At 73.8% G+C, this 19,240-nt stretch carries 19 protein-coding genes; 9 read left to right on the top strand and 10 right to left on the bottom strand.

Annotation, left to right across the window (positions count from 1 at the left end; genetic code table 11):
- Positions 1 to 13 precede the first annotated feature (13 nt).
- Genes OU787_RS13095 through OU787_RS13075 form a run of 5 tightly spaced genes read right to left on the bottom strand, consistent with a single transcriptional unit; the run spans position 14 to position 3,946 of the window.
- Positions 14 to 730 carry an ABC transporter ATP-binding protein gene (locus tag OU787_RS13095; RefSeq protein ID WP_030462111.1) on the bottom strand — a complete coding sequence of 239 codons (717 nt, stop codon included), beginning with the start codon at positions 728 to 730 and terminating at the stop codon, positions 14 to 16.
- Positions 727 to 1,512, bottom strand: coding sequence for an ABC transporter permease (locus tag OU787_RS13090; RefSeq protein WP_268659410.1), 786 nt, complete (start codon positions 1,510 to 1,512; stop codon positions 727 to 729). Before OU787_RS13090 ends, OU787_RS13095 begins: the two co-directional genes overlap by 4 nt.
- Positions 1,509 to 2,897: an ABC transporter substrate-binding protein gene (locus OU787_RS13085; protein ID WP_268659409.1), complete on the bottom strand. Its 1,389-nt coding sequence runs from the start codon at positions 2,895 to 2,897 to the stop codon at positions 1,509 to 1,511. Before OU787_RS13085 ends, OU787_RS13090 begins: the two co-directional genes overlap by 4 nt.
- 11 nt (positions 2,898 to 2,908) lie before the next feature.
- Positions 2,909 to 3,136 (bottom strand): 4Fe-4S dicluster domain-containing protein, encoded by a 228-nt coding sequence (locus OU787_RS13080; protein ID WP_030462114.1) that lies wholly within the window; start codon positions 3,134 to 3,136, stop codon positions 2,909 to 2,911.
- A gap of 45 nt (positions 3,137 to 3,181) precedes the next feature.
- Positions 3,182 to 3,946 (bottom strand): GntR family transcriptional regulator, encoded by a 765-nt coding sequence (locus OU787_RS13075; protein ID WP_030462115.1) that lies wholly within the window; start codon positions 3,944 to 3,946, stop codon positions 3,182 to 3,184.
- 213 nt (positions 3,947 to 4,159) lie between these two features.
- Here OU787_RS13075 and OU787_RS13070 point away from each other — a divergent pair, with 213 nt between their 5' ends.
- The gene (locus OU787_RS13070) at positions 4,160 to 4,537 is read left to right on the top strand and encodes a VOC family protein (protein WP_030462116.1); all 378 of its coding nucleotides are present in this window, start codon (positions 4,160 to 4,162) and stop codon (positions 4,535 to 4,537) included.
- A 55-nt stretch (positions 4,538 to 4,592) separates the two neighbouring features.
- On the opposite strand, the gene OU787_RS13065 is transcribed toward OU787_RS13070, so the two are convergent.
- A complete protein-coding gene (locus OU787_RS13065) occupies positions 4,593 to 5,303 on the bottom strand; it encodes an MOSC domain-containing protein (protein ID WP_030462117.1) in 711 nt (236 codons plus the stop codon).
- A gap of 88 nt (positions 5,304 to 5,391) precedes the next feature.
- On the bottom strand, positions 5,392 to 6,132 hold the full coding sequence (locus OU787_RS13060; RefSeq protein ID WP_268659408.1) for a cyclase family protein: 741 nt from the start codon (positions 6,130 to 6,132) through the stop codon (positions 5,392 to 5,394).
- A gap of 249 nt (positions 6,133 to 6,381) precedes the next feature.
- Between OU787_RS13060 and OU787_RS13055 the strand changes: the two genes are divergently transcribed.
- The 6 genes from OU787_RS13055 (at position 6,382) to OU787_RS13030 (ending at position 12,009) form a co-directional block, all read left to right on the top strand.
- A complete protein-coding gene (locus OU787_RS13055) occupies positions 6,382 to 7,059 on the top strand; it encodes a UbiX family flavin prenyltransferase (protein ID WP_268659407.1) in 678 nt (225 codons plus the stop codon).
- Between the two features lie 118 nt (positions 7,060 to 7,177).
- On the top strand, positions 7,178 to 7,639 hold the full coding sequence (locus tag OU787_RS13050; protein ID WP_030462120.1) for an Lrp/AsnC family transcriptional regulator: 462 nt from the start codon (positions 7,178 to 7,180) through the stop codon (positions 7,637 to 7,639).
- A 25-nt stretch (positions 7,640 to 7,664) separates the two neighbouring features.
- Positions 7,665 to 8,627 (top strand): threonine ammonia-lyase, encoded by a 963-nt coding sequence (locus OU787_RS13045; protein ID WP_030462121.1) that lies wholly within the window; start codon positions 7,665 to 7,667, stop codon positions 8,625 to 8,627.
- Positions 8,628 to 8,680: 53 nt separating this feature from the next.
- Positions 8,681 to 9,844 carry an aminofutalosine synthase MqnE gene (gene mqnE / locus OU787_RS13040; protein ID WP_030462122.1) on the top strand — a complete coding sequence of 388 codons (1,164 nt, stop codon included), beginning with the start codon at positions 8,681 to 8,683 and terminating at the stop codon, positions 9,842 to 9,844.
- Between the two features lie 200 nt (positions 9,845 to 10,044).
- Positions 10,045 to 10,965, top strand: a complete 921-nt coding sequence (locus OU787_RS13035) for a L,D-transpeptidase family protein (RefSeq protein WP_030462123.1) — start codon at positions 10,045 to 10,047, stop codon at positions 10,963 to 10,965.
- A gap of 96 nt (positions 10,966 to 11,061) precedes the next feature.
- The gene (locus OU787_RS13030; protein WP_030462124.1) at positions 11,062 to 12,009 is read left to right on the top strand and encodes a beta-ketoacyl-ACP synthase III; all 948 of its coding nucleotides are present in this window, start codon (positions 11,062 to 11,064) and stop codon (positions 12,007 to 12,009) included.
- A gap of 170 nt (positions 12,010 to 12,179) precedes the next feature.
- Here OU787_RS13030 and OU787_RS13025 read toward each other — a convergent pair whose 3' ends face one another.
- On the bottom strand, positions 12,180 to 12,821 hold the full coding sequence (locus OU787_RS13025) for a TetR family transcriptional regulator (protein WP_030462125.1): 642 nt from the start codon (positions 12,819 to 12,821) through the stop codon (positions 12,180 to 12,182).
- Between the two features lie 304 nt (positions 12,822 to 13,125).
- Here OU787_RS13025 and OU787_RS13020 point away from each other — a divergent pair, with 304 nt between their 5' ends.
- Complete coding sequence (locus tag OU787_RS13020) at positions 13,126 to 15,483, top strand: serine/threonine-protein kinase (protein WP_030462126.1); 2,358 nt, start codon at positions 13,126 to 13,128, stop codon at positions 15,481 to 15,483.
- A 64-nt stretch (positions 15,484 to 15,547) separates the two neighbouring features.
- On the opposite strand, the gene galE is transcribed toward OU787_RS13020, so the two are convergent.
- Positions 15,548 to 16,522 carry a UDP-glucose 4-epimerase GalE gene (gene galE / locus OU787_RS13015; RefSeq protein WP_030462127.1) on the bottom strand — a complete coding sequence of 325 codons (975 nt, stop codon included), beginning with the start codon at positions 16,520 to 16,522 and terminating at the stop codon, positions 15,548 to 15,550.
- 142 nt (positions 16,523 to 16,664) lie between these two features.
- Between galE and OU787_RS13010 the strand changes: the two genes are divergently transcribed.
- Positions 16,665 to 17,750: a S1C family serine protease gene (locus OU787_RS13010; RefSeq protein ID WP_051817318.1), complete on the top strand. Its 1,086-nt coding sequence runs from the start codon at positions 16,665 to 16,667 to the stop codon at positions 17,748 to 17,750.
- A gap of 84 nt (positions 17,751 to 17,834) precedes the next feature.
- Here OU787_RS13010 and OU787_RS13005 read toward each other — a convergent pair whose 3' ends face one another.
- Positions 17,835 to 18,989 (bottom strand): sensor histidine kinase, encoded by a 1,155-nt coding sequence (locus tag OU787_RS13005; protein ID WP_030462129.1) that lies wholly within the window; start codon positions 18,987 to 18,989, stop codon positions 17,835 to 17,837.
- Between the last annotated feature and the right edge of the window lie 251 nt (positions 18,990 to 19,240).

Raw genomic sequence — 19,240 nt, 5'->3', positions numbered from 1 at the left:
AGGTGTACGGGGTTCAGGCGTACTGGGTGAGGAGCAGCGCCCGCAGCGCGCTCCGGTCGGCCGCCGGGTCGCGCGGCGCGGGCACCTCGTGCAGGGCGGCCAGGGTGCCGCCGGACAGCACGGCGACCCGGTCGCCGAGCAGCAGCGCCTCGTCCACGTCGTGGGTGACGAAGACGACCGTGCAGCGCTCCTTCTCCCAGACGGCGAGCAGCAGTTGCTGCATCGCGGCGCGGGTCTGCGGGTCGAGCGCGCCGAACGGCTCGTCCATCAGCACGGCCTTCGGCGCGCCGACCAACGCCCGGGCCAGCTGGACGCGTTGGCGCTGCCCGCCGGACAACTCCCGTGGCAGCCGCTCGCCGTGGCCGTCCAGGCCGACCCGGCCCAGCCAGTCGGCGACCGGGGCGCGCCGCTCGGCGCGCTTCAACCCGGCGATGGCGAGCGGGAGTTCGAGGTTGCGGCGGACGGTGCGCCAGGGCAGCAGCCCGTCCTCCTGGAAGACCAGCGCCCGGTCCGCGCCGGGCCCGGCCAACGGCCGCCCGTCGGCCAGCAGTTCGCCGCCGGTCGGCCGCAGCAGCCCGGCCAGCGCCCGCAGCAGGGTGGACTTGCCGCAGCCGGACGGCCCGAGCACGGTCAGCACCTCGCCCGGCGCGACGTCCAACTCGACGCCGTGCAGCACCGGTTGACCCGGGTGGCCGACGCTCAGGCCGCGCGCGGTCAGTCGCAGGCTCATGCCGCCACCCCCGCCGGGACGGCGGCGGGCAGCCAGCGGGTCAGCCGCCGCCCGAGCAGCTCGACCGCGCCGGAGGTGGCCCAGCCGAGCAGCCCGATGGTGGCCATCCCGACGAACACCCCCGGGTAGTCCAGCACGGTGTACGCGGACCAGGTCCGGTAGCCGACGCCGTACTGGCCGGAGACCATCTCGGCGGAGATCACGCAGATCCACGAGACGCCCAGGCCGACCGACAGCCCGCCGACCACCCCGGGCAGCGCGCCCGGCAGCACCACGCCGAACAGCACCCGCCCCGTCCCGCCGCCCATCGTGCGCACCGCCTCCTCCCAGCGCGGCGGCACCGCCCGCACCGCGTGCCGGGTGGCCACCGTGACCGGGAAGAACGAGGCGGCGCAGGTGATGAACACGATGCCCTGCTCGTTCTCCGGGAACAGCATGATCGCCACCGGGACGAGCGCGATCGCCGGGATCGGCCGGATCAGCTCCAGCACCGGGCCGAGCAGGTCGGCGGCGGTGCGCGAGCGGGCGGTCAGCACCCCGGCGGTGACGCCGAGCACGGCGGCCAGCGCGAAGCCGGTGCAGATCCGCCGCAGGCTCTCGGCCAGGTCCTGCCAGTACACGGCGGTGCCGAGCTGCACCCGCAGCGCGTCGGCGACCTGCAGCACCGTCGGCAGGTGGTCGAAGCGCACCCAGGCCACCACCTTCAGCGCGGTGAGCAGCTGCCACAGCCCGAGGAAGCCGAGCAGCGCCGCCGCCCGCAGCAGCCTGCGCCGCGCGGTCACGAGGCGTCCAGCGCTTGCTGGTAGGTCAGCCCGGTCGCGGTCGGGTGGGCGGCCAGGTAGGTCTTCGCGCCGTCCTCGGTGGTGAAGGGCTTGAACGCGTCGCCGTCGCGCACCCACCAGTCCTGGTCGGCGAACCAGCGGGTGCCGGTGGCGGCGTCGGGCACGTACGCGGCCCGCAGCTTCCCGCCCGAAGCCGCGCCCGCCTTCACGGCCTTGAGCAGGCAGGTCGGGTCGGCGGCCGGCCGGGTGGCCTGCTCGCCCTGGTACCAGAGCTCGCCGGCCAGCGCCGGGTCGGTGACGGGCTTGCCGCAGACCGGGTCGGTGCCGGTGATCCGGGCGGGCTCGCCGTCGGTGACGCCGGAGTCCTTCAGGTAGGACGGGTCGGTGAACCGGTCCAGGTCGAGCGCCTTGAGGACGCCGACCGAGGCCAGGAACGGCACGTCGGTGCGCAGCGCGGCCAGCAGCCGCGGGTCGAGCGCGGTGGCGAAGGTGGCGATGCCGTTCGGGCCGTTGTAGAGGTACACCACCTCGGGCGGCAGGCCGGTGGCCTCGGCGACGCTCTGCGCGGCGGCCAGCGGGTGCTGGTTGAGGTCGCGGGTGGCGGCGTCCTGGGCGCGCAGGAAGGCCCGGACCACGTCGGCGTGCGCGGTGCCGAACTTCTGCCGCACCACCACGCCGTGCAGGGTGGGCCGGCCGAGCGCCGCGCCGTCGTACAGCAGCCGCCCGTCCCCGGCGAACACCACGGCGGCCGGCCAGGCCACGAACTGGGCCAGCGCGTCCACGCCGTGCGCCTTCAGCGCGGAGGCGCCGACGGCGGGCTGCTGGTTCTGCTTCTGGATGTCGGACTCGGCGACCCCGGCCTTGGCGAGGGCCTGCACCAGGGTGCCGTCGGAGGCCGAGCCGACCGAGCTGGAGACCTTCTTGCCCTTCAGGTCGGCCAGCGTGTGCGCGGGCGAGTCCTTCGGCACCACGACGGAGTTGAGCGCGCCGAGCAGGTTGTAGCCGGTCACCGAGACCAGCCGGGTGCCGGGCCCGCCGGCCGCCTGGGCCCGGGAGCCGTTGATCAGCAGCGGGTAGTCGCCCATCGAACCGATGTCGATCTTGTCGGCGAGCATCTGCGCGGTGATCGGCGCGCCCGCGTCGTAGTCCTGCCAGACCACCTTGTAGTGCCGGCCGTCCTGCTTCCCCAGTTCGGCGAGCTGCTGCTCGAAGTAGCCGCGGGCCCGCAGCAGCGTCCCGGCGGTGACGGTGTTGATGGTCTTCGACTGGTAGCCGACCACCACCTCGACCGTTTTTGAGTCGCCCCCGGAGGAGCACCCGGCGGCCCCCGCGACCAGCGCCCCGGCCGCCGCCAGCACGCCCAACTTCCTTACTGCACCAGACATGTGACGCATCCTCAGCGAATCAGGTAGGGCATGTTGACGGTGACCGCCCCGGTGGGGCAGCGGGCGGCGCACGGGCCGCAGTACCAGCACTCGTCCACGTGCATGTACGCGGTGCCGCTCTGGTCGTCGATCGCCAGCGAGTCCAGCGGGCACATGTCGACGCACAGGGTGCAGCCGGCGATGCACAGCGAGGCGTCGATGGTCACGGGCACGTCGGTGCGGTGCTCGGCGAGCGCCATCGGTCCAACTCCAAGGTGAGGAAGGTCAGTTCGGGTTTCGCGGGGTCAGGCGAGGTCGCGGAGCAGCCGGCCGCGCATGGCCAGCCGGTCGCCGCGGAAGCGCACGTACTCCAGGTCCACCGGCCGTCCGTCGGCCAGCGTGCTGAGCCGCTCCAGCATCAACAGGGCGGACCCGCGCGGGACTTCGAGCACCGCGGCGGAGTGCGCGTCGGCGTTGACGGCCTCCAGGGTGATGTCGGCGGCGCCCAGCGGCTGCCCGGCGGCCTCCTCGATCAGCCGGAACACGTCCCGGTGCGCGAGGTCGGCCGGCTCCAGCAGCGCGCCGATGTCCGGCGCCAGGTAGGTCAGGTCCAGCGACAGCGGCAGCCCGTTCAACCGGCGCAGCCGCTCCACGTACACCACGTCCGCGCCGTCCGGCAGCCCGAACCGGCGGGCCACCGCCCCCGGCGCCCGGACCGGCCCGAACGAGCGGACCTCGTTCACCACCTCGCCGTGCTCGTGCAGGGTCTCGGCCAGGCCCTCCAGCCGGTTCAGCCCGTGCGGCACCTTCTCCGCCGCCACCAGCGTCCCCGACCCGGGCACCCGGCGCACCAGGCCCTCCCCGCGCAGCAGGTCCAGCGCCTGCCGCACGGTGTTCCGGGACGCCCCGAACTCCTGCGCCAGCACGTCCTCGTGCGGCAGCGGACCGGCCCCGAACGCCTCGCTCAGCACCTGCTGCCGCAGCACGTCCGCGACCTGCCGGGCCCGGTCGGCCCGCGGTCGCCTGGCCGCGCCACTGTTCTGGCTGCGAACGGTGTTCTCGCTGGTCATCGGGTCTGCTCCGGCCCTCGGCTGCGCTGTCGGCGGCAACCCTAGGGCCGCGGCGCCCCGGTTTTCGTTGCCGCACCATTACGCCACCTGACGCCCCGTCGGAACCGGCTCCCACCTGCGAGAACACCGTTTCCGCCGGACGAACCGCCACCCGCCGCGCCGATGCGCCATGCTGGAGGACGGGGGGTCACCGCGAACGGAACGGGGAGCACGATGATCGGCACACTGCAGTGCGTGGTGCTGGACTGCCACTACCCGGCGGGCCTGGCCCAGTTCTACGCCGCCCTGCTCGGCGGCGAAGCGGACCGGCCCGACCCGCGCTGGTCGCTCGACGAGGCCTGGTCCACCGTCCACCTGCCCGACGGCCGGGTGCTCGGCTTCCAGCGGGTCGAGGACTACCGCCAGCCGATCTGGCCCGACCCGGCCCACCCCCAGCAGCTCCACCTCGACATCGACGTCGCCGACCTCGCCGAGGCCGAGCGCGGGGCGGTCGCCCTCGGCGCCGAGGTCAAGGCCCGGCACGAGCGCTGGACGGTCCTCACCGACCCGGCCGGCCACCCGTTCTGCCTGGTCCCGCGCCGGGCCGGCTGACCTGGCCGACTGACCGGGCCGGCTGACCGGGCCGACCGCTGCGGGTCGACGGGCGTCAGGCCAGCGAGAGCACGTCCCCGACCCGCAGCAGCCCCGGCCGCGCCACCGTCGCCAGCGCGCCCAGCTCGCCGTCCCGCTCGTGCGCGACGGCCTTCAGGATCTCCGGCGCGTGCGGCAGCCCCGGCTGCGCCGCCCCGACCATCGCGCACCGCACGCTGGCCCGGACGAACGCCAGCCGCACCCCGCCCTTCACCCGGCCCTCCCGGCCGAACCACCCGTCCTCGCCGAACGGCGGCGTCCCCGGCGGGGTCCGCAGCAGCACGTTCGGCCGGAACCGGCGCTCGTCGACCACCGCCGACGGCACCGCCTGCGCGACCCAGTCCAGGGTGGCGGTGGTCAGCACGCTCACCGGTAGCTCGTCGAAGTGCGACACCGCGTCCTCGCGGGCCAGCGCCACGTCCTCCTGCTCCAGGTAGGCGCGCAGGAAGGGGTCCGGGTCCGGCACCGGCATCCCCAGCGGGTCGAACAGCTCCGGGACGTCGATCCGCGGTCCCAGCCGGGCGCTGAGCCGCAGCAGCCCGTCCATCCGCCGGAACCGCCGGGTGCTCTTCCCCGACCCGAGCTTCCCGGCGCCGTCGCGCACCGCGTACAGCCGGTCGCCGACCAGACCGCGCCCCTCCACCTCGACGGAGTCGAGCAGCTCGCCGCCCGCGGACTTCACGGGATAGCGCCACAAGCGCTCGACCACACCGACGATCTCAGGCATGGCGGGAGCCTAGCGGGGCGCTCCGGGATGGTCTAGACCAAGTCCCGGAAGCGGGCGCTCCGTTGGCCGCCCCCGCCACCCCCGCCGCTCACCCGATCCGCGCCACCGCCCGCACCGGCGCCCCGTCCGCCGCCGTCAACCGCAACGGGAACAGCGACACCTCCACCGGCCGCCCCGCCGCCTGCGCCTCCAGCAGCGCCGACAGGTCGGTCAGGTTCTCCGCGATCACCCCGCCGCCCTCCGGCCCCAGCAGCACCCGGTGCGCCGCCAGCGTCGCCTGCTCCGGCTCCGGGTCGTGCTCGTCCGCCAACTCGGCCAGCAGACTGGCCACTTTCGGATCCGACGGCCCCGGATCCGGCGTCGGGTCCACCGACAGCGCGTCGATCCCCACCGTCCGCACCCCCGCCGCCACCACGGCCTCCGCCGCCTCCGGCGCCAGGTACGGGTGCGCGAAGTACCGGTCCGTCCCCCAGTACCGCGGCCACCCCGTCGCCAGCAGCAGCACCGTCCCCGGCCCCGAGACCGCCAGCGCCGGCGCCAGGTGCTCCGCCGTCACCACCCCCCGGGCCGGCAGGCTCCGCAGGTCCACCACCACCGCGGGCCCGGTGAACAGCTCCAACGGCAGCCCGTCCAGGGTCGGCCACCGCACGTCCAGGTGGTACGGCGCATCCACGTGCGTCCCCGTCTGCGACCCCAGGTGCACCGCCAGCACGTTCACCCCCTCCCCCTCCACCGTCAACGCCGCCCGCAACTCGACCCCCGGATCCCCCGGATACACCGGCATCCCGGACACCACCGGATGCGTCAGATCCACCAACTCCGCTGCCATACCCCCATTGTGGCCCCGCCGGGGGCCCGACAGAGAGCCCCGATAGAGAGCCCCGACAGAGGGCCCCTTCAGGGGCCCGGGGAACGGCGGGTCGATGCTGCTGCCGGTCGGAGCCCACCGAAAAGCCCGTGCGGCTGGGGGCCTGTAAAAACAGCACCCCAACCAACCGTCCCTGTCCGTCCTCGCCCTGCCCGCCCTTCCACCTCCGGCAACCTCAGGTAGCCTCGGCCGAGCCCCGACAATGGACCCATGAGCCCCACCCGCAAGCCCTGGATCGTCGGCGTCTCCGGCGCCAGCGGCACCCCCTACGCCGCCGCGGTGATCCGCGCGCTGCTGGCCGCCGGCGAGCCCGTCGACCTGATCGTCAGCCGGGCGGCACGCCTGACCATCCTGGACGAGACCGGCATCTCCTTCCGCGACGCGCACTGGCGCACCGACCTCGCCGCCTGGCTGGACACCCCGGAGGCGGACCTGCACGACGTCCGCCACTGGCCCGCCGGGGACTTCGCCGCGGGCCCGTCCTCCGGCTCGTACCCGGCGAAGGGCATGCTGGTCGTCCCGGCGACCACCGGCGCCGCGGCCGGCATCGCGCTGGGCCTGTCCAAGGACCTGCTCCAGCGCACCGCCTCGGTCACCCTCAAGGAGCGCCGCCCGCTGGTCCTGTGCCTGCGCGAGACCCCGCTGACCGGCACCACGCTGCGCCACCTGGTGGCGCTCGACGAGCAGGGCGCGGTGGTCCTCCCGGCGTCCCCGGGCTTCTACGCGGGCGGCTCGACCGCCCGCGAACTGGTGGACTTCGTGGCCGGCCGGGTGCTGGACGCCGTCGCCGTCCCGCACGCGCTGTACCGCCGCTGGTCGGGCACCCTCGGCGAGGCCGCGAGCACCCCTTCGCGGGACGGAGAAACCGGGCCGCGCCGGGGCGAGTGAGCGGGCACGTTACGGGAGAGTATGTTCTCTGGGATACCCGGGTTGATCGGCGCGCAGCGCCTTGGATTCCGGATAATGATCTGTGGTTCTGGTGAGGTTCGGAAGGACGCGGCAGGCAATGGACTCTGTGGACAGACAGCTCATCCAGGCACTCCGGGAGAACGGCCGCGCCTCGTACGCCGAGCTGGGCCGCCTGGTGGGCCTGTCCGGGCCGAGCGTGACGGACCGGATCAACCGGCTGGAGCAGGCGGGCGTGATCACCGGCTACCGGGCGACGGTCAACCCGGCGACGCTCGGCTACGGCGTGACGGCCCTGATCGGCCTCCAGCTCACCGACGCGGCCGACCACGACGACGTCTCGCACCGGCTGAAGGACCTCCCGGAGGTGGAGGACTGCTGGTTCATCGCGGGCGACGACTCCTACATGCTGAAGGTCCGGGTGCCGGACGTGGAGGGTCTGGAGTCGGTGGTCAAGCGGCTGTCCGGCACCAAGGGGGTGGCCCGCACCCGCACCACGGTGGTGCTCTCCACCAAGTGGGAGAACCGGGTCAGCGAACTCCCGCTGCACCTCGCCGAATAAGCCCCAGCCCGGAGGAAGCCCCGCCATGACCCTGGTCGACCTGGAAGACCTGCGCGCCGCCCAACGCCGGATCGCCGGCACGGCGGTGCGCACCCCGCTGCTGCCCTGCCCGTGGGCCGAGGACGGCGGGCGGCGGCTCTGGCTGAAGCCGGAGAGCCTCCAGCCGACCGGGGCGTTCAAGATCCGCGGGGCGACGAACCGGCTGGCCGCGCTCACCGACGAGGAGCGGGCCAGGGGAGTGGTCGCCCAGTCCAGCGGCAACCACGCCCAGGCGGTGGCGTACGCGGCGCAGCGGCTCGGCATCAAGGCGGTGATCGTGATGCCCGACACCTCGCCCGCCGTGAAGATCGAGAACACCCGCTCGTTCGGCGCCGAGGTGGTGATCGTCCCGGCCGAGCAGCGCGACACCGTCCCGGCCGAGCTGGCCGCCGCGCACGGCTACGTCTGGGTGCCGCCGTACGACGACCCGTACATCGTGGCGGGCCAGGGCACGGTCGGCCTGGAGATCGCCGAGGACGCCCCGGACGAGCTGGACACCGTGCTGGTGCCGGTCTCCGGCGGCGGGCTGATCTCCGGGACGGCCGCCGCGCTCAAGCTGGCCTGCCCGGGCGTCCGGGTCGTCGGCGTGGAGCCGGAGCTGGCGGCGGACGCGCAGCAGAGCCTGCGCGAGGGCGTCCGCACCGCCTGGCCGGTCGCCGACACCTACCGCACCATCGCCGACGGCCTGCGCACCCCGTCGGTGGGCGTCCTCCCGTTCGAGCACATCACCGCCTACGTGGACGACATCGTCACCGTCACCGAGGACGAGATCCGCGCCACCGTCGCCCGGCTGGCCCGCCGCGGCCGCCTGGTCGCCGAACCCTCCGGCGCGGTCGCCCCGGCCGCCTACTTCCACCACGCCGACGAGCTGGGCGGACGGGTGTTCGCGGCGGTCGTCAGCGGCGGCAACCTCGACCCCGCCCTGCTGGCCGAACTGCTCGCTGCGTAGGCGTAGTCTCGGGTCCGGCAACGAATCGAAGTCCCGAGGAGGCGGAGCACCGCATGGACGCAGGGCTCAAGCGCGAGCTGGAGGCGAAGGTCTACGCCGGTGAGCGGCTGACCCGCGAGGACGGGATCGCGCTCTACGCGAGCGACGACCTGGCCTGGCTGGGCGGGCTGGCGCACCACGTGCGGACGCGGAAGAACGGCGACGTCGTCCACTTCAACGTCAACCGCCACCTGAACATGACCAACGTCTGCAGCGCCTCCTGCGCGTACTGCTCGTTCCAGCGCAAGCCGGGCGAGAAGGACGCGTACACGATGCGGATCGAGGAGGCCGTCCGGCTCGCCAAGGCGATGGAGTCGGAGTCGCTGACCGAGCTGCACATCGTCAACGGCCTGCACCCGACCCTGCCGTGGCGCTACTACCCGCGCTCCCTCAAGGAGTTGAAGGCCGCGCTGCCGAACGTCTCGCTGAAGGCGTTCACCGCCACCGAGATCCACTGGTTCGAGCGGATCAGCGGCCTGAGCGCGAGCGAGATCCTGGACGAGCTGATCGAGGCCGGCCTGGAGTCGCTGACCGGCGGCGGCGCGGAGATCTTCGACTGGGAGGTCCGCCAGCACATCGTCGACCACGAGACCCACTGGGAGGACTGGTCGAGGATCCACCGCCTGGCGCACGAGAAGGGCCTCAAGACCCCGGCCACCATGCTCTACGGCCACATCGAGGAGCCCCGCCACCGGGTCGACCACGTGCTGCGGCTGCGCGAACTGCAGGACGAGACCGGCGGCTTCCAGGTCTTCATCCCGCTGCGCTACCAGCACGACTTCCACGACTCCAAGGACGGCAAGGTCCGCAACCGCCTGATGGAGCGCACCGAGATGGCCACCGGCGCCGAGGCGCTGAAGACCTTCGCGGTGTCCCGCCTGCTGTTCGACAACGTCCCGCACGTCAAGGTCTTCTGGGTGATGCACGGCGTCACCACCGCCCAACTGGCGCTCAGCCACGGCGCGGACGACATGGACGGCTCGGTGGTCGAGTACAAGATCACCCACGACGCGGACAACTTCGGCACCCCCAACAAGCTGGGCCGCGACGACCTGCTCCAGCTGATCCGGGACGCCGGCTTCCGCCCGGTCGAGCGCAACACCCGCTACGAGATCATCCGCGAGTACGACGGCCCGGACCTGCTGCGCCGGGAGACCCCGCAGGCGATGCGCCTCTGACTCCCCGCCACGCGCGGCCCGCGCCCGGTGACCGGTTTCCGGCCACCGGGCGCGCGGCGTTCCCCGGGGGCGCGGGGGACGAAGACGCACTACCGGGGCGGTCGGGAGCGCGAAGAAACGTTTCCCGGGCGCGTATGCTCACAGGCTCATCACACGGCCCGGGTTCCACCCCGTCCCCGCGGTCTGGGAGGATCGTTCGCATGTCCGGTTCCCATCGCACCGCCTCGCACCGCCGTCCGGCCGCCGCGCCGACCGACCGGAGCGAGGCCGAGCAGCCCCAGGGCCGAGCCGCCACCCGTCGCAGCCGCCGCAAGCCCAAGCCGCCGCGCCGCGCCCGCAAGCTCACCGTCGGCACCGCGACCCTGCTGGCCCTCGCGGCCGGCTGGTTCACCGTCGGCCCCGGCCGCAGCTTCCAGGGCCAGACCGCCAGCGCCGCCCCCGACCGCGAGCCCGAGGTCGTCCCGATGCAGGCCGCCGACGCCGGCCAGCACACCGAGGCCCCCGCCGCGGACCGCTCCGACCGGGACCGGATCACCACCATCCCGGGCATCGGCGCCGGCTGGATGGCCAAGGTCCCCGCCGACACCCGCCAGCTGCTGGTCGCCAGCGGCCAGGGCAAGGACTCCTCGGACAACACCGTCACGCTCTGGACCCGCGGCGACGACGGCAGCTGGCAGGCCGGCCAGGCCTGGCCCGCCCACAACGCCTACAAGGGCTGGACCGCCGACCACCGCTCCGGCGACCTGCGCAGCCCGATCGGCCTGTTCTCGCTCACCGACGCCGGCGGCCGCGAGGCCGACCCCGGCTCCAAGCTGCCGTACGACCACAACAAGAACTTCGTGATGTCCGGACGCGGCTTCAACAACGAACCGCTGGCCGGCTCCTTCGACTACGTGGTGGCGATCAACTACAACCGGGCCGAGGGCAAGTCCCCGCTCGACACCACCTACCCGGAGGGCGCGGCCAAGGGCGGCGGCATCTGGCTGCACCTCGACCACGGCGGCCCCACCCACGGCTGCGTCTCGCTGACCGAGGACCACATGGTCGAGCTGATCAAGACCCTGGACCCGGCGCTGCACCCGATGATCATGATGGGCGACGCCCAGTCGCTGGCCACCTGACCGCGTTCCGGTTGTGAAGGCCCTACAGCTTCCGACACTCGATCCTGTGTCAGGGCGTCACCGCCCGACTCGCCGGTAACCCGGTTGAGTGGCTGTATGACCGCCTCCCGCATCGTGGCGCTGGGCCACCACCAGCCGCCGAAGGTCCTGACCAACGACGACCTCTCGGCGATGGTCGACACCGACGACGAGTGGATCCGCTCCCGGGTCGGCATCCGCACCCGGCACATCGCGGAGGAGGAGACCCTGGTCGACCTCGCGGTGGGCGCCGCCGAGAAGGCGCTGGCCAACGCGGGGGTGACGGCCGACCAGGTCGACCTGGTCGCCGTCGCCACCTGCACCGCCGTCGAGCGCAGCCCCAACACCGCCGCCGCCGTCGCCGCCCGCCTCGGCATCCCCACCCCCGCCGCGTACGAGCTGAACACCGCCTGCTCGGGCTTCTCCTACGCGCTGGCCACCGCCGACCACGCGATCCGGGCCGGCGCCGCCACCCGGGCGCTGGTGATCGGCGTGGAGCGGATGTCCGACATCCTGGACTGGACCGACCGCACCACCTGCGTGATCTTCGGCGACGGCGCCGGCGCGGCCGTGCTGGAGGCGGTGCCGGACGAGCGGGCCGGCGTCGGCCCGGTGGTCTGGGGCTCCGAGCCGGAGAAGGGCGACGCGGTGGTGATCGGCGGCGACTGGAAGCCGGTCATCAGCCAGCAGGGCCAGACCGTCTTCCGCTGGGCCACCACCCAGGTCGCCCCGCTGGCCCGCAGGGCGTGCGAGAAGGCCGGCATCGACCCGTCCGAGCTGCGCGGCTTCGTCGCCCACCAGGCCAACCTGCGGATCATCGACGCGATCGCCGGCAAGCTCGGCCTGGCCGAGGACGCGGTCGTCGCCCGCGACGTGGTCGACTCCGGCAACACCTCCGCCGCCTCCATCCCGCTCGCGCTCTCCAAGCTGGTCGAGCGCGGCGAGCTGCACAGCGGCGACCCGGTGCTGCTCTTCGGCTTCGGCGGCGGCCTGGCCTACGCCGGCCAGGTCGTGCGCTGCCCCTGAGCGGCGCCCCGGCAGCACGAAGGGGCGGCCGGGAGAGGAATCTCTCCCGGCCGCCCCTTCGTCCGTTGTAGGACGGCGCTCCGCGGTACGTCGGCGAACCTCCCCCGAGGCACGGCCGCATCCGACACACCCGGACAGGAACCGGGGCCGAGCGCCAATTCGGGCCGGTTTTACTTCGGCGGCTTCTTTCCGGTGACTCCCAGGTAGACCTGGAGCGCCAGGTTGGGCTTGAGGTCCTTGACCTTCACGCCCCACGAGGTGAACGCCTTGCCGTGCTCGGCCGCCGCGGCCAGCAACGACACCAGGGCGCCGGCGACCGCCGACGGTTCGACCGTCTTGTCGGTCTTGCCCTGGTTGTTGCGCACCGCTTCGGTGAGCGGGGCCGCCACCGAGTTGAGGACCTTCATGCGGATCTTGAAGAACCGCTTGTCCCCTTCGGCGGCACCGAGTGTGACCACTCGGAGAATGGCGTCATTCTTGCGCCAGAAGGCGAGGAATCCGTCCACCAGTTCTTCGGAAGTGGTGAAGCCGGTCTTTCCCGCCCAGGACTTTCCATCGACGAGCTCTTTGAGCCCGCCGCTGTCCTCGGCCATTTCCTCGGCGATCTCAAGGACTGCGCCCTCGACATCCGGGAAGTACTGGTAGAAGGTCGCGGGGGAGGTTCCCGCCATACGGGCGACGTCGATGACCTTGACGTCCCGGTACGGCGACGTGCTGAGCATCTCGCGGAGGCAGTCGAGCAGCTTCTGCCGCGTCTCCTGTCCGCGCCGCCCGGCGACGCGACCGTCGACGGTGCGAACTTGTCCTGTCATGCCGTCAGCTTACAGCGGCGAGATCTTGGCGCTAATCGGTAGTGCGACTATTAGTCCGGGTGAGGGGGGAAACAGTGCCATTTCTGCTTGAGTTGTTGCCCCCCCGTGTGCTGATGACCCCACAGCGTGACGACAAGTCAGCTGCGGAGGGGTCGGAGGGTGCCGGGGGCGGAGCCGGAGCGGGCGGCTCCGGTACCGGGGGGCGTGTCACGGGCGGGGGAGATTGGCTCCCGGGCGGCGGGCATTGGAGAATCGGGGGGCGCCACCGCCGGGGGGCGTTGGCGGAAGGGGAGGTGGCTGCGGAGTGGACCAGCTGACGGCGCACGATCCGAGGCGGATCGGGCCCTTCGAAGTGCTGGCCCGGCTCGGCGCGGGCGGCATGGGCCTGGTGTACCTGGCCCGGTCGGCCTCGGGGCGCCGGGTGGCCATCAAGACCGTCCGCAGCGAGCTGGCCGAGGACAACCTGTTCCGGGTCCGCTTCGCGCGGGAGATCGCCGCGGCCAAGACGGTCGGCGGCTTCTACACCGCCGCCGTGGTGGACGCCGACGCCGACGCGGCCGTCCCGTGGCTGGCCACCGCGTACGTGCCCGCGCCCTCGCTGGAGGACCTGGTCACCGACTGCGGGCCGCTGCCCGCCGACGCGGTGCGCTGGCTGACCGCGGGCATCGCCGAGGCGCTGCAGTCCATCCACGCCGCGGGCCTGGTGCACCGGGACCTCAAGCCGTCCAACGTGCTGGTGGTCGAGGACGGGCCGCGGGTGATCGACTTCGGCATCGCCGCCGGGGTCTCCAGCACCCGGCTCACCATGACCAACGTCGCGGTCGGCACCCCCGCCTACATGTCGCCCGAGCAGGCCCGGGACAGCCGTAGCGTCACCGGCGCCAGCGACGTGTTCTCGCTCGGCTCGCTGGTGGTGTTCTGCGCCACCGGGCACCCGCCCTACCGCGGCTCCAACCCGGTCGAGACGGTGTTCCAGCTGCTGCGCGACCAGCCCGACCTGTCCGGGCTGCCGGTCGAACTGGTCGACCTGGTCCGGGCCTGCATGCGGCCCACGCCCGAGCACCGGCCGACGCCCGCCCAGATCCAGGCCGAGCTGGCCCCGCACCTGTTCTCCCGGGAGGACGCCTCCGGCGAGGCCGGCGACTGGCTGCCGCCCGCCGCGCTCGACCTGATCGAGGCCAAGCGCAGCAGCAGACGGCCCGTCAGCCAGCCGCCGGCCCGGCCGCAGCCGCCGGTGCTGCTGCCGGCCCAGCCGGTCGGGCCGCCGCTCTCGCCGCCGCCCGTCCCGCAGTCCCCGGCCCTGTCCCCGTCCCCGGCGCCGATCGGGGCGCTCGGGCCGGTCGGGTCGGCCGGGCCGGTCTCCGAGGCCGAGGTGGTCACCGAGCGGGTGCGCCCGCACCGGCGGCCGGTGCCCGGCGCCCCGGGCGGCGACGGCGAGATCCGGCTGGCCGGCGCGCACGTGCCGATAGGGCCCGGGCCGCGGGCCGAACCGGCCGCCCCCTCGGCCGCCCCGGCCGGCACCGACTGGGTGCGCCGCAGCTCCGCCCCGTCCGCCGCCCCGCCGCAGCCCGCCACCCGCTGGCGGCCCTGGCGGTTCCGGATGTCGAACGACGTGTGGGGCACCCCGGTGGTCGCCGACGGCACGCTGTTCGCCTCCAGCTTCGAGGTGCACGCGCTGGACATCGGCTCCGGCGAGCGCCGCTGGAAGACCCGCGACGTGGCCTGGGCGCTGGCCGTCGACGCCGGCCGGGTGCACGCCGCCGACGGCCCGCACCTGTACACGGTGGACGCCGCCGACGGCACCGAGCGCTGGCGGCATTCGCTGGACGGCTGGGTGTACTCGCTGGACGCCGCCGACGGCGTGCTGTGCTGCGGGGTGCGCGGCGGCGGCGTGCAGCTGCGCGCGGCGGCCACCGGCGCCGAGCTGTGGCGGGCCGACGACGCCCAGCAGGAGTACGAGAACCCGCAGTCCGGCCCGGCGCTGATCGCCGGCTCCGCCTACTACCAGGGCGGCGGCCGGCTGCACTGCGTGGACCCGCTCGGCGGCGGGGTGCGCTGGGCGGTGCCGCTGGGCGGCGAGGTGCCCTCCCGCCCGGTCGAGCGCGGCGGGGTGCTGTACGTGACGTCCGGTCAGCGGGTGCACGCGCTGGACGCGGCCACCGGCGCCGAGCGCTGGCGGTTCGACGCGCCGGTGGTGCTGTTCACCCCGCCCGCGGTGGACGGCCGCGCGGTGTACGTCGCCGACTACCTCGGCACCCTGTACGCGCTGGACGCCGCCACCGGGCACGGCCTGTGGCGGGCCGCCACCGCCTCCCGGCAGGGCGCCGAGCCGGCCGTGGTCGCCGACGGGGCGGTGCTGCTGGGCTCCGGCGACACCCTGTTCGCGTTCGAGGCGGCCGGCGGCCGGGAGCGCTGGCGCTACACCACCCGGGGCGACCTGGTCGGCTCCCCGGCGGTCGCCGAGGGCCTGGTGCACCTGGGCAGCCGCGACCACTCGCTGCACACCCTGGAGCTGGCCACCGGCCGGCTGCGCTGGGAGCTGGGCACCAAGGGCGAGCTGACCGGCTCCCCGGTGGCGGTCGGCGGCCGGGTGTTCGTCGGCTCCAAGGACCGCTGCGTGTACGCGCTGGACTCCTTCTACGGCACCGCCGTCCCGCAGTAGCCGCGGCGAAACGGTACGGCCCCGGACCTCGCGGTGAGGTCCGGGGCCGCCGCGCGGGCGGGCGCTACGGGTGGCGGTGCTGCCAGCCGGCCCAGGCCGAGGCGACCGTCTCGCGCACGTCGTACCGGGCGCTCCAGCCGAGCTCCTGCCGGATCAGGTCGGCGGCGGCCACCACCCGGGCCGGGTCGCCGGGGCGGCGCGGGGTGATCTCGGGGGTGGTGTCGAGGCCGGTGACCTCGCCGATCACGGTGAGCATCTCCTGCACCGAGACGCCCTCGCCGCGGCCGATGTTCAGGGTCAGGTTGACCCGCTCGTCCGGCCCGGCCGCGTTCAGCCGGCGGACCGCCGCCAGGTGGGCGGAGGCGATGTCCGAGACGTGGATGAAGTCGCGGACGCAGGTGCCGTCCGGGGTCGGGTAGTCGGCGCCGAAGACCCGCGGCGGCTGCCCGGCCGCCAGCCGCTCGAACACCATCGGGACCAGGTTGGTGACGCCCTCGTCGGACAGCTCCGGGGTGGCCGCGCCCGCCACGTTGAAGTAGCGCAGCGCCACCGTGGACGTCCCGTAGGCGGTGGCGCAGGCGTTCAGCAGCCACTCGCCGACCAGCTTGGTCTCGCCGTACGGGTTGATCGGCGCGCACGGGGTGGACTCGGTGACCAGGTCGACGTCCGGCATGCCGTAGACGGCGGCGGAGGAGGAGAGCAGGATCCGGCGCACGCCGCCGGCCACCGCGGCCTCCAGGACCAGGCGCAGGCCCTCGACGTTCTCCCGGTAGTAGCGCAGCGGCTCGTCGACCGACTCGCCGACCTGCTTCTTGGCGGCGATGTGCAGGATGCCGGTCACCCCGTGCTCGGCGATCACCTTGTCCAGCAGCGGCCGGTCCAGGGTGGAGCCCTCCACCAGCGGGACCCCGGCGGGCAGGCGGTCGGCCGAACCGCTGCTCAGGTCGTCCAGGACGACCACCGGCTCGCCCGCACCGGTCAGTTCCTTGACGACGTGTCCACCGATGTAACCGGCACCGCCGGTGATCAACCAGGTCATGGCCCGATCCTAGACGCGGCCTTTTCCCGGTGTTGTGGTGTGTCCGCACGGACATTCGGACATTTCGGTGAAACAGTGACAAAGTTCTGTCCTGCGACCGGAGGTGGCCGTGGTGCGCCCGAAGAAGGAACCGACCCGCCCGATCCCGGCGGGCCCCCGGCCCACCGGGCCCAAGCTGTGGCTCGGGCCCGCGGCGGTGCTCGCCGCGGCGGCGCTGCTGGCCACCGGCTGCTCCAGCTCCGGCTCCGGGACCAGCTCCACCGCGGCGGCCAGCAGCTCCTCGTCCGCGCCCGCCCCGTCCAGCAGCAACCAGCTGGAGCAGGACTACCAGCACGTGATCTCCCAGGTGCTGCCCTCGGTGGTGCAGATCACCGCGGGGGACAGCCTCGGCTCCGGGATCGTCTTCGACGACAAGGGCGACATCGTCACCAACGCGCACGTGGTCGGCACCGCCACCACCTTCACCGTGACGCTGGCCAACAGCACCAAGCCGCTGGACGCCACGCTGGTCGGCAGCTACCCGGACTCCGACCTCGCGGTGATCAAGCTGGGCAGCCCGCCCAGCGGCCTCAAGCCCGCCGCCTTCGCGGACAGCGCCAAGGTCGCGGTCGGGCAGATCACGCTGGCGATGGGCAGCCCGCTCGGCCTGTCCAGCAGCGTCACCCAGGGCATCGTCTCGGCGGTCGGGCGGACCGTCAGCGAACCGAAGACCACCGACTCGCCCGGCGCCACCATCGGCAACATGGTGCAGACCTCGGCCGCGATCAACCCCGGCAACAGCGGCGGAGCGCTGGTCAACCTCTCCAGCCAGGTGGTCGGGATCAACACGCTGACCGCCGTCGACCCCGAGCTGAACGGCTCGGCCGCGCCCGGCATCGGCTTCGCCATCCCCGCGGCCACCGTGACCAGCATCGCCAACCAGCTGATCAAGGACGGCAAGGTCACCAACTCCGGCCGGGCCGGGCTCGGGGTGACCGTCCGCCCGTACTTCGACACCAACTTCCAGCCGGCCGGCGCGGCCGTGGTCTCGGTGGTCGGCGGCGGGCCGGCCGCCTCGGCCGGGCTGCAAGCGGGCGACGTGATCAACAAGGTCAACGACACCACGATCACCAGCCCCTCGGCGCTGACCAGCGCGCTGGCCTCGCTGAGCCCCGGTGACAAGGTCACCGTCGGCTACCTGCGGGACGGGCAGCCCAAGACCGCGGAGGTCACCCTCGGGACGCTGTAGCGCCCGACAGGCCCGGGCCCGGAGTGCCGTACCGCGCAAGGGAGGCGGCACTCCGGGCCCGTCCACGTCCGCATCCGCGGGGGCTCAGCCCTTGTGGCCGGCCCGGGTGCGCCAGGGCAGCTCGACCGTCACCGAGGTCGGCCCCTCGGCCGGGCTGTCCACCACGAACACGCCGTCCACCGACTCGGCCCGCTCGGCCAGGCCGGCCAGCCCGCCGCCCGGGTGCACCCGGGCCCCGCCCCGGCCGTCGTCCCGCACCGTCAGCATCAGCCGGTCCTCCTGGCGCCAGACGTCCACCGAGGCGGTGCGGGCGCCGGAGTGCTTGGAGGCGTTCGTCAGCAGCTCGCTGACGGTGAAGTAGGCGATGCCCTCGACCGCGGAGTCCGGCCGCTCGCCGCCCAGCTCGACGTGCACCCGGACGCCGCCGGGCAGCGTGCAGCGGGCCGCGACCGAGGAGAGCGCCGCGTCCAGCCCGCGGTCGGTGAGCACCGCGGGGTGGATGCCGCGGGCCAGGTCGCGCAGCTCCTGCAGGGCCAGCTTGACCTCGCCGTGCGCCGCGTCGACCATCTGCTGGGCCGCCGCCGGATCCTCCGTCAGCTTCTCCTTCGCCAGGCCCAGGTCCATCGCCAGCGCCACCAGCCGGGCCTGCGCGCCGTCGTGCAGGTCCCGTTCGATCCGGCGCAGGTCGGCCGCGGCGGTGTCGACCACCACGCCCCGGTCGTCCTCCAGCTCGCGGACCCGCTCGGCCAGCGCGCCCGGCGCCAGCAGCACCTCCACCAGCCACCGGGAGACGCCGCTCAGCATCCGCATCGCCCACGGCAGCACCGGCCAGCCGACCACCAGCAGCAGCAGCGTCAGCACGAAGCCGAGGATGCCCCAGATCAGCAGCACCACGCAGTACAGCGCGGAGCGCCAGCTCAGCCCGTCCCCCAGGGCGGCCATCACCCGGCCGGCCACCCCGGCCCGGGACGGGCGCAGCGGCTCCGGCTCGGGGACGGTGCTGCCCAGGTCGGCCCGCGCCCGGGCCCGGGCCAGCCGGCCGAACTGGCGGCAGCAGCCCAGCCCGAAGGCCAGCAGCGGCAGCCCGATCACCGTCACCGCCAGGCCCAGCCCGGCCGTCAGCAGCACCGCCGTCACGGCGAACCCGGCCACTCCGATCGGCAGGTTCAGCAGCGCGTTGCGCACCTCCCGCCACAGCGGTGCCCCGTACAACGACGGGCGCTTCGCCTCGTCCTCCATGGTCGGCGCCCTTTCCTGGTGCTCTCGCCGGTGCTTCGTCGATCACCAGCATCCCGGCCGGCGACCTCCCCCCGCCATGGTGCTGCACACCGTCTTCTTCCGGGGGTTATCCCCACCCTCCGTCCTGCAGCCCGGGCCCGGACCGTCCGCAAGCGGAATTCCGCCGGCGTCCAGCGGACGTCCACCGTCCGTCTTGCAGAACGGGCGGGTGGCGGAGTAAACGAGCGGTGCACATAGACTCCCGCGATAGC

The organism is Kitasatospora sp. YST-16 (genome assembly GCF_026802215.1).
In the GTDB taxonomy this organism is placed as follows: domain Bacteria; phylum Actinomycetota; class Actinomycetes; order Streptomycetales; family Streptomycetaceae; genus Kitasatospora; species Kitasatospora cineracea.
This window is presented reverse-complemented; position numbering and strand designations above follow the sequence as displayed.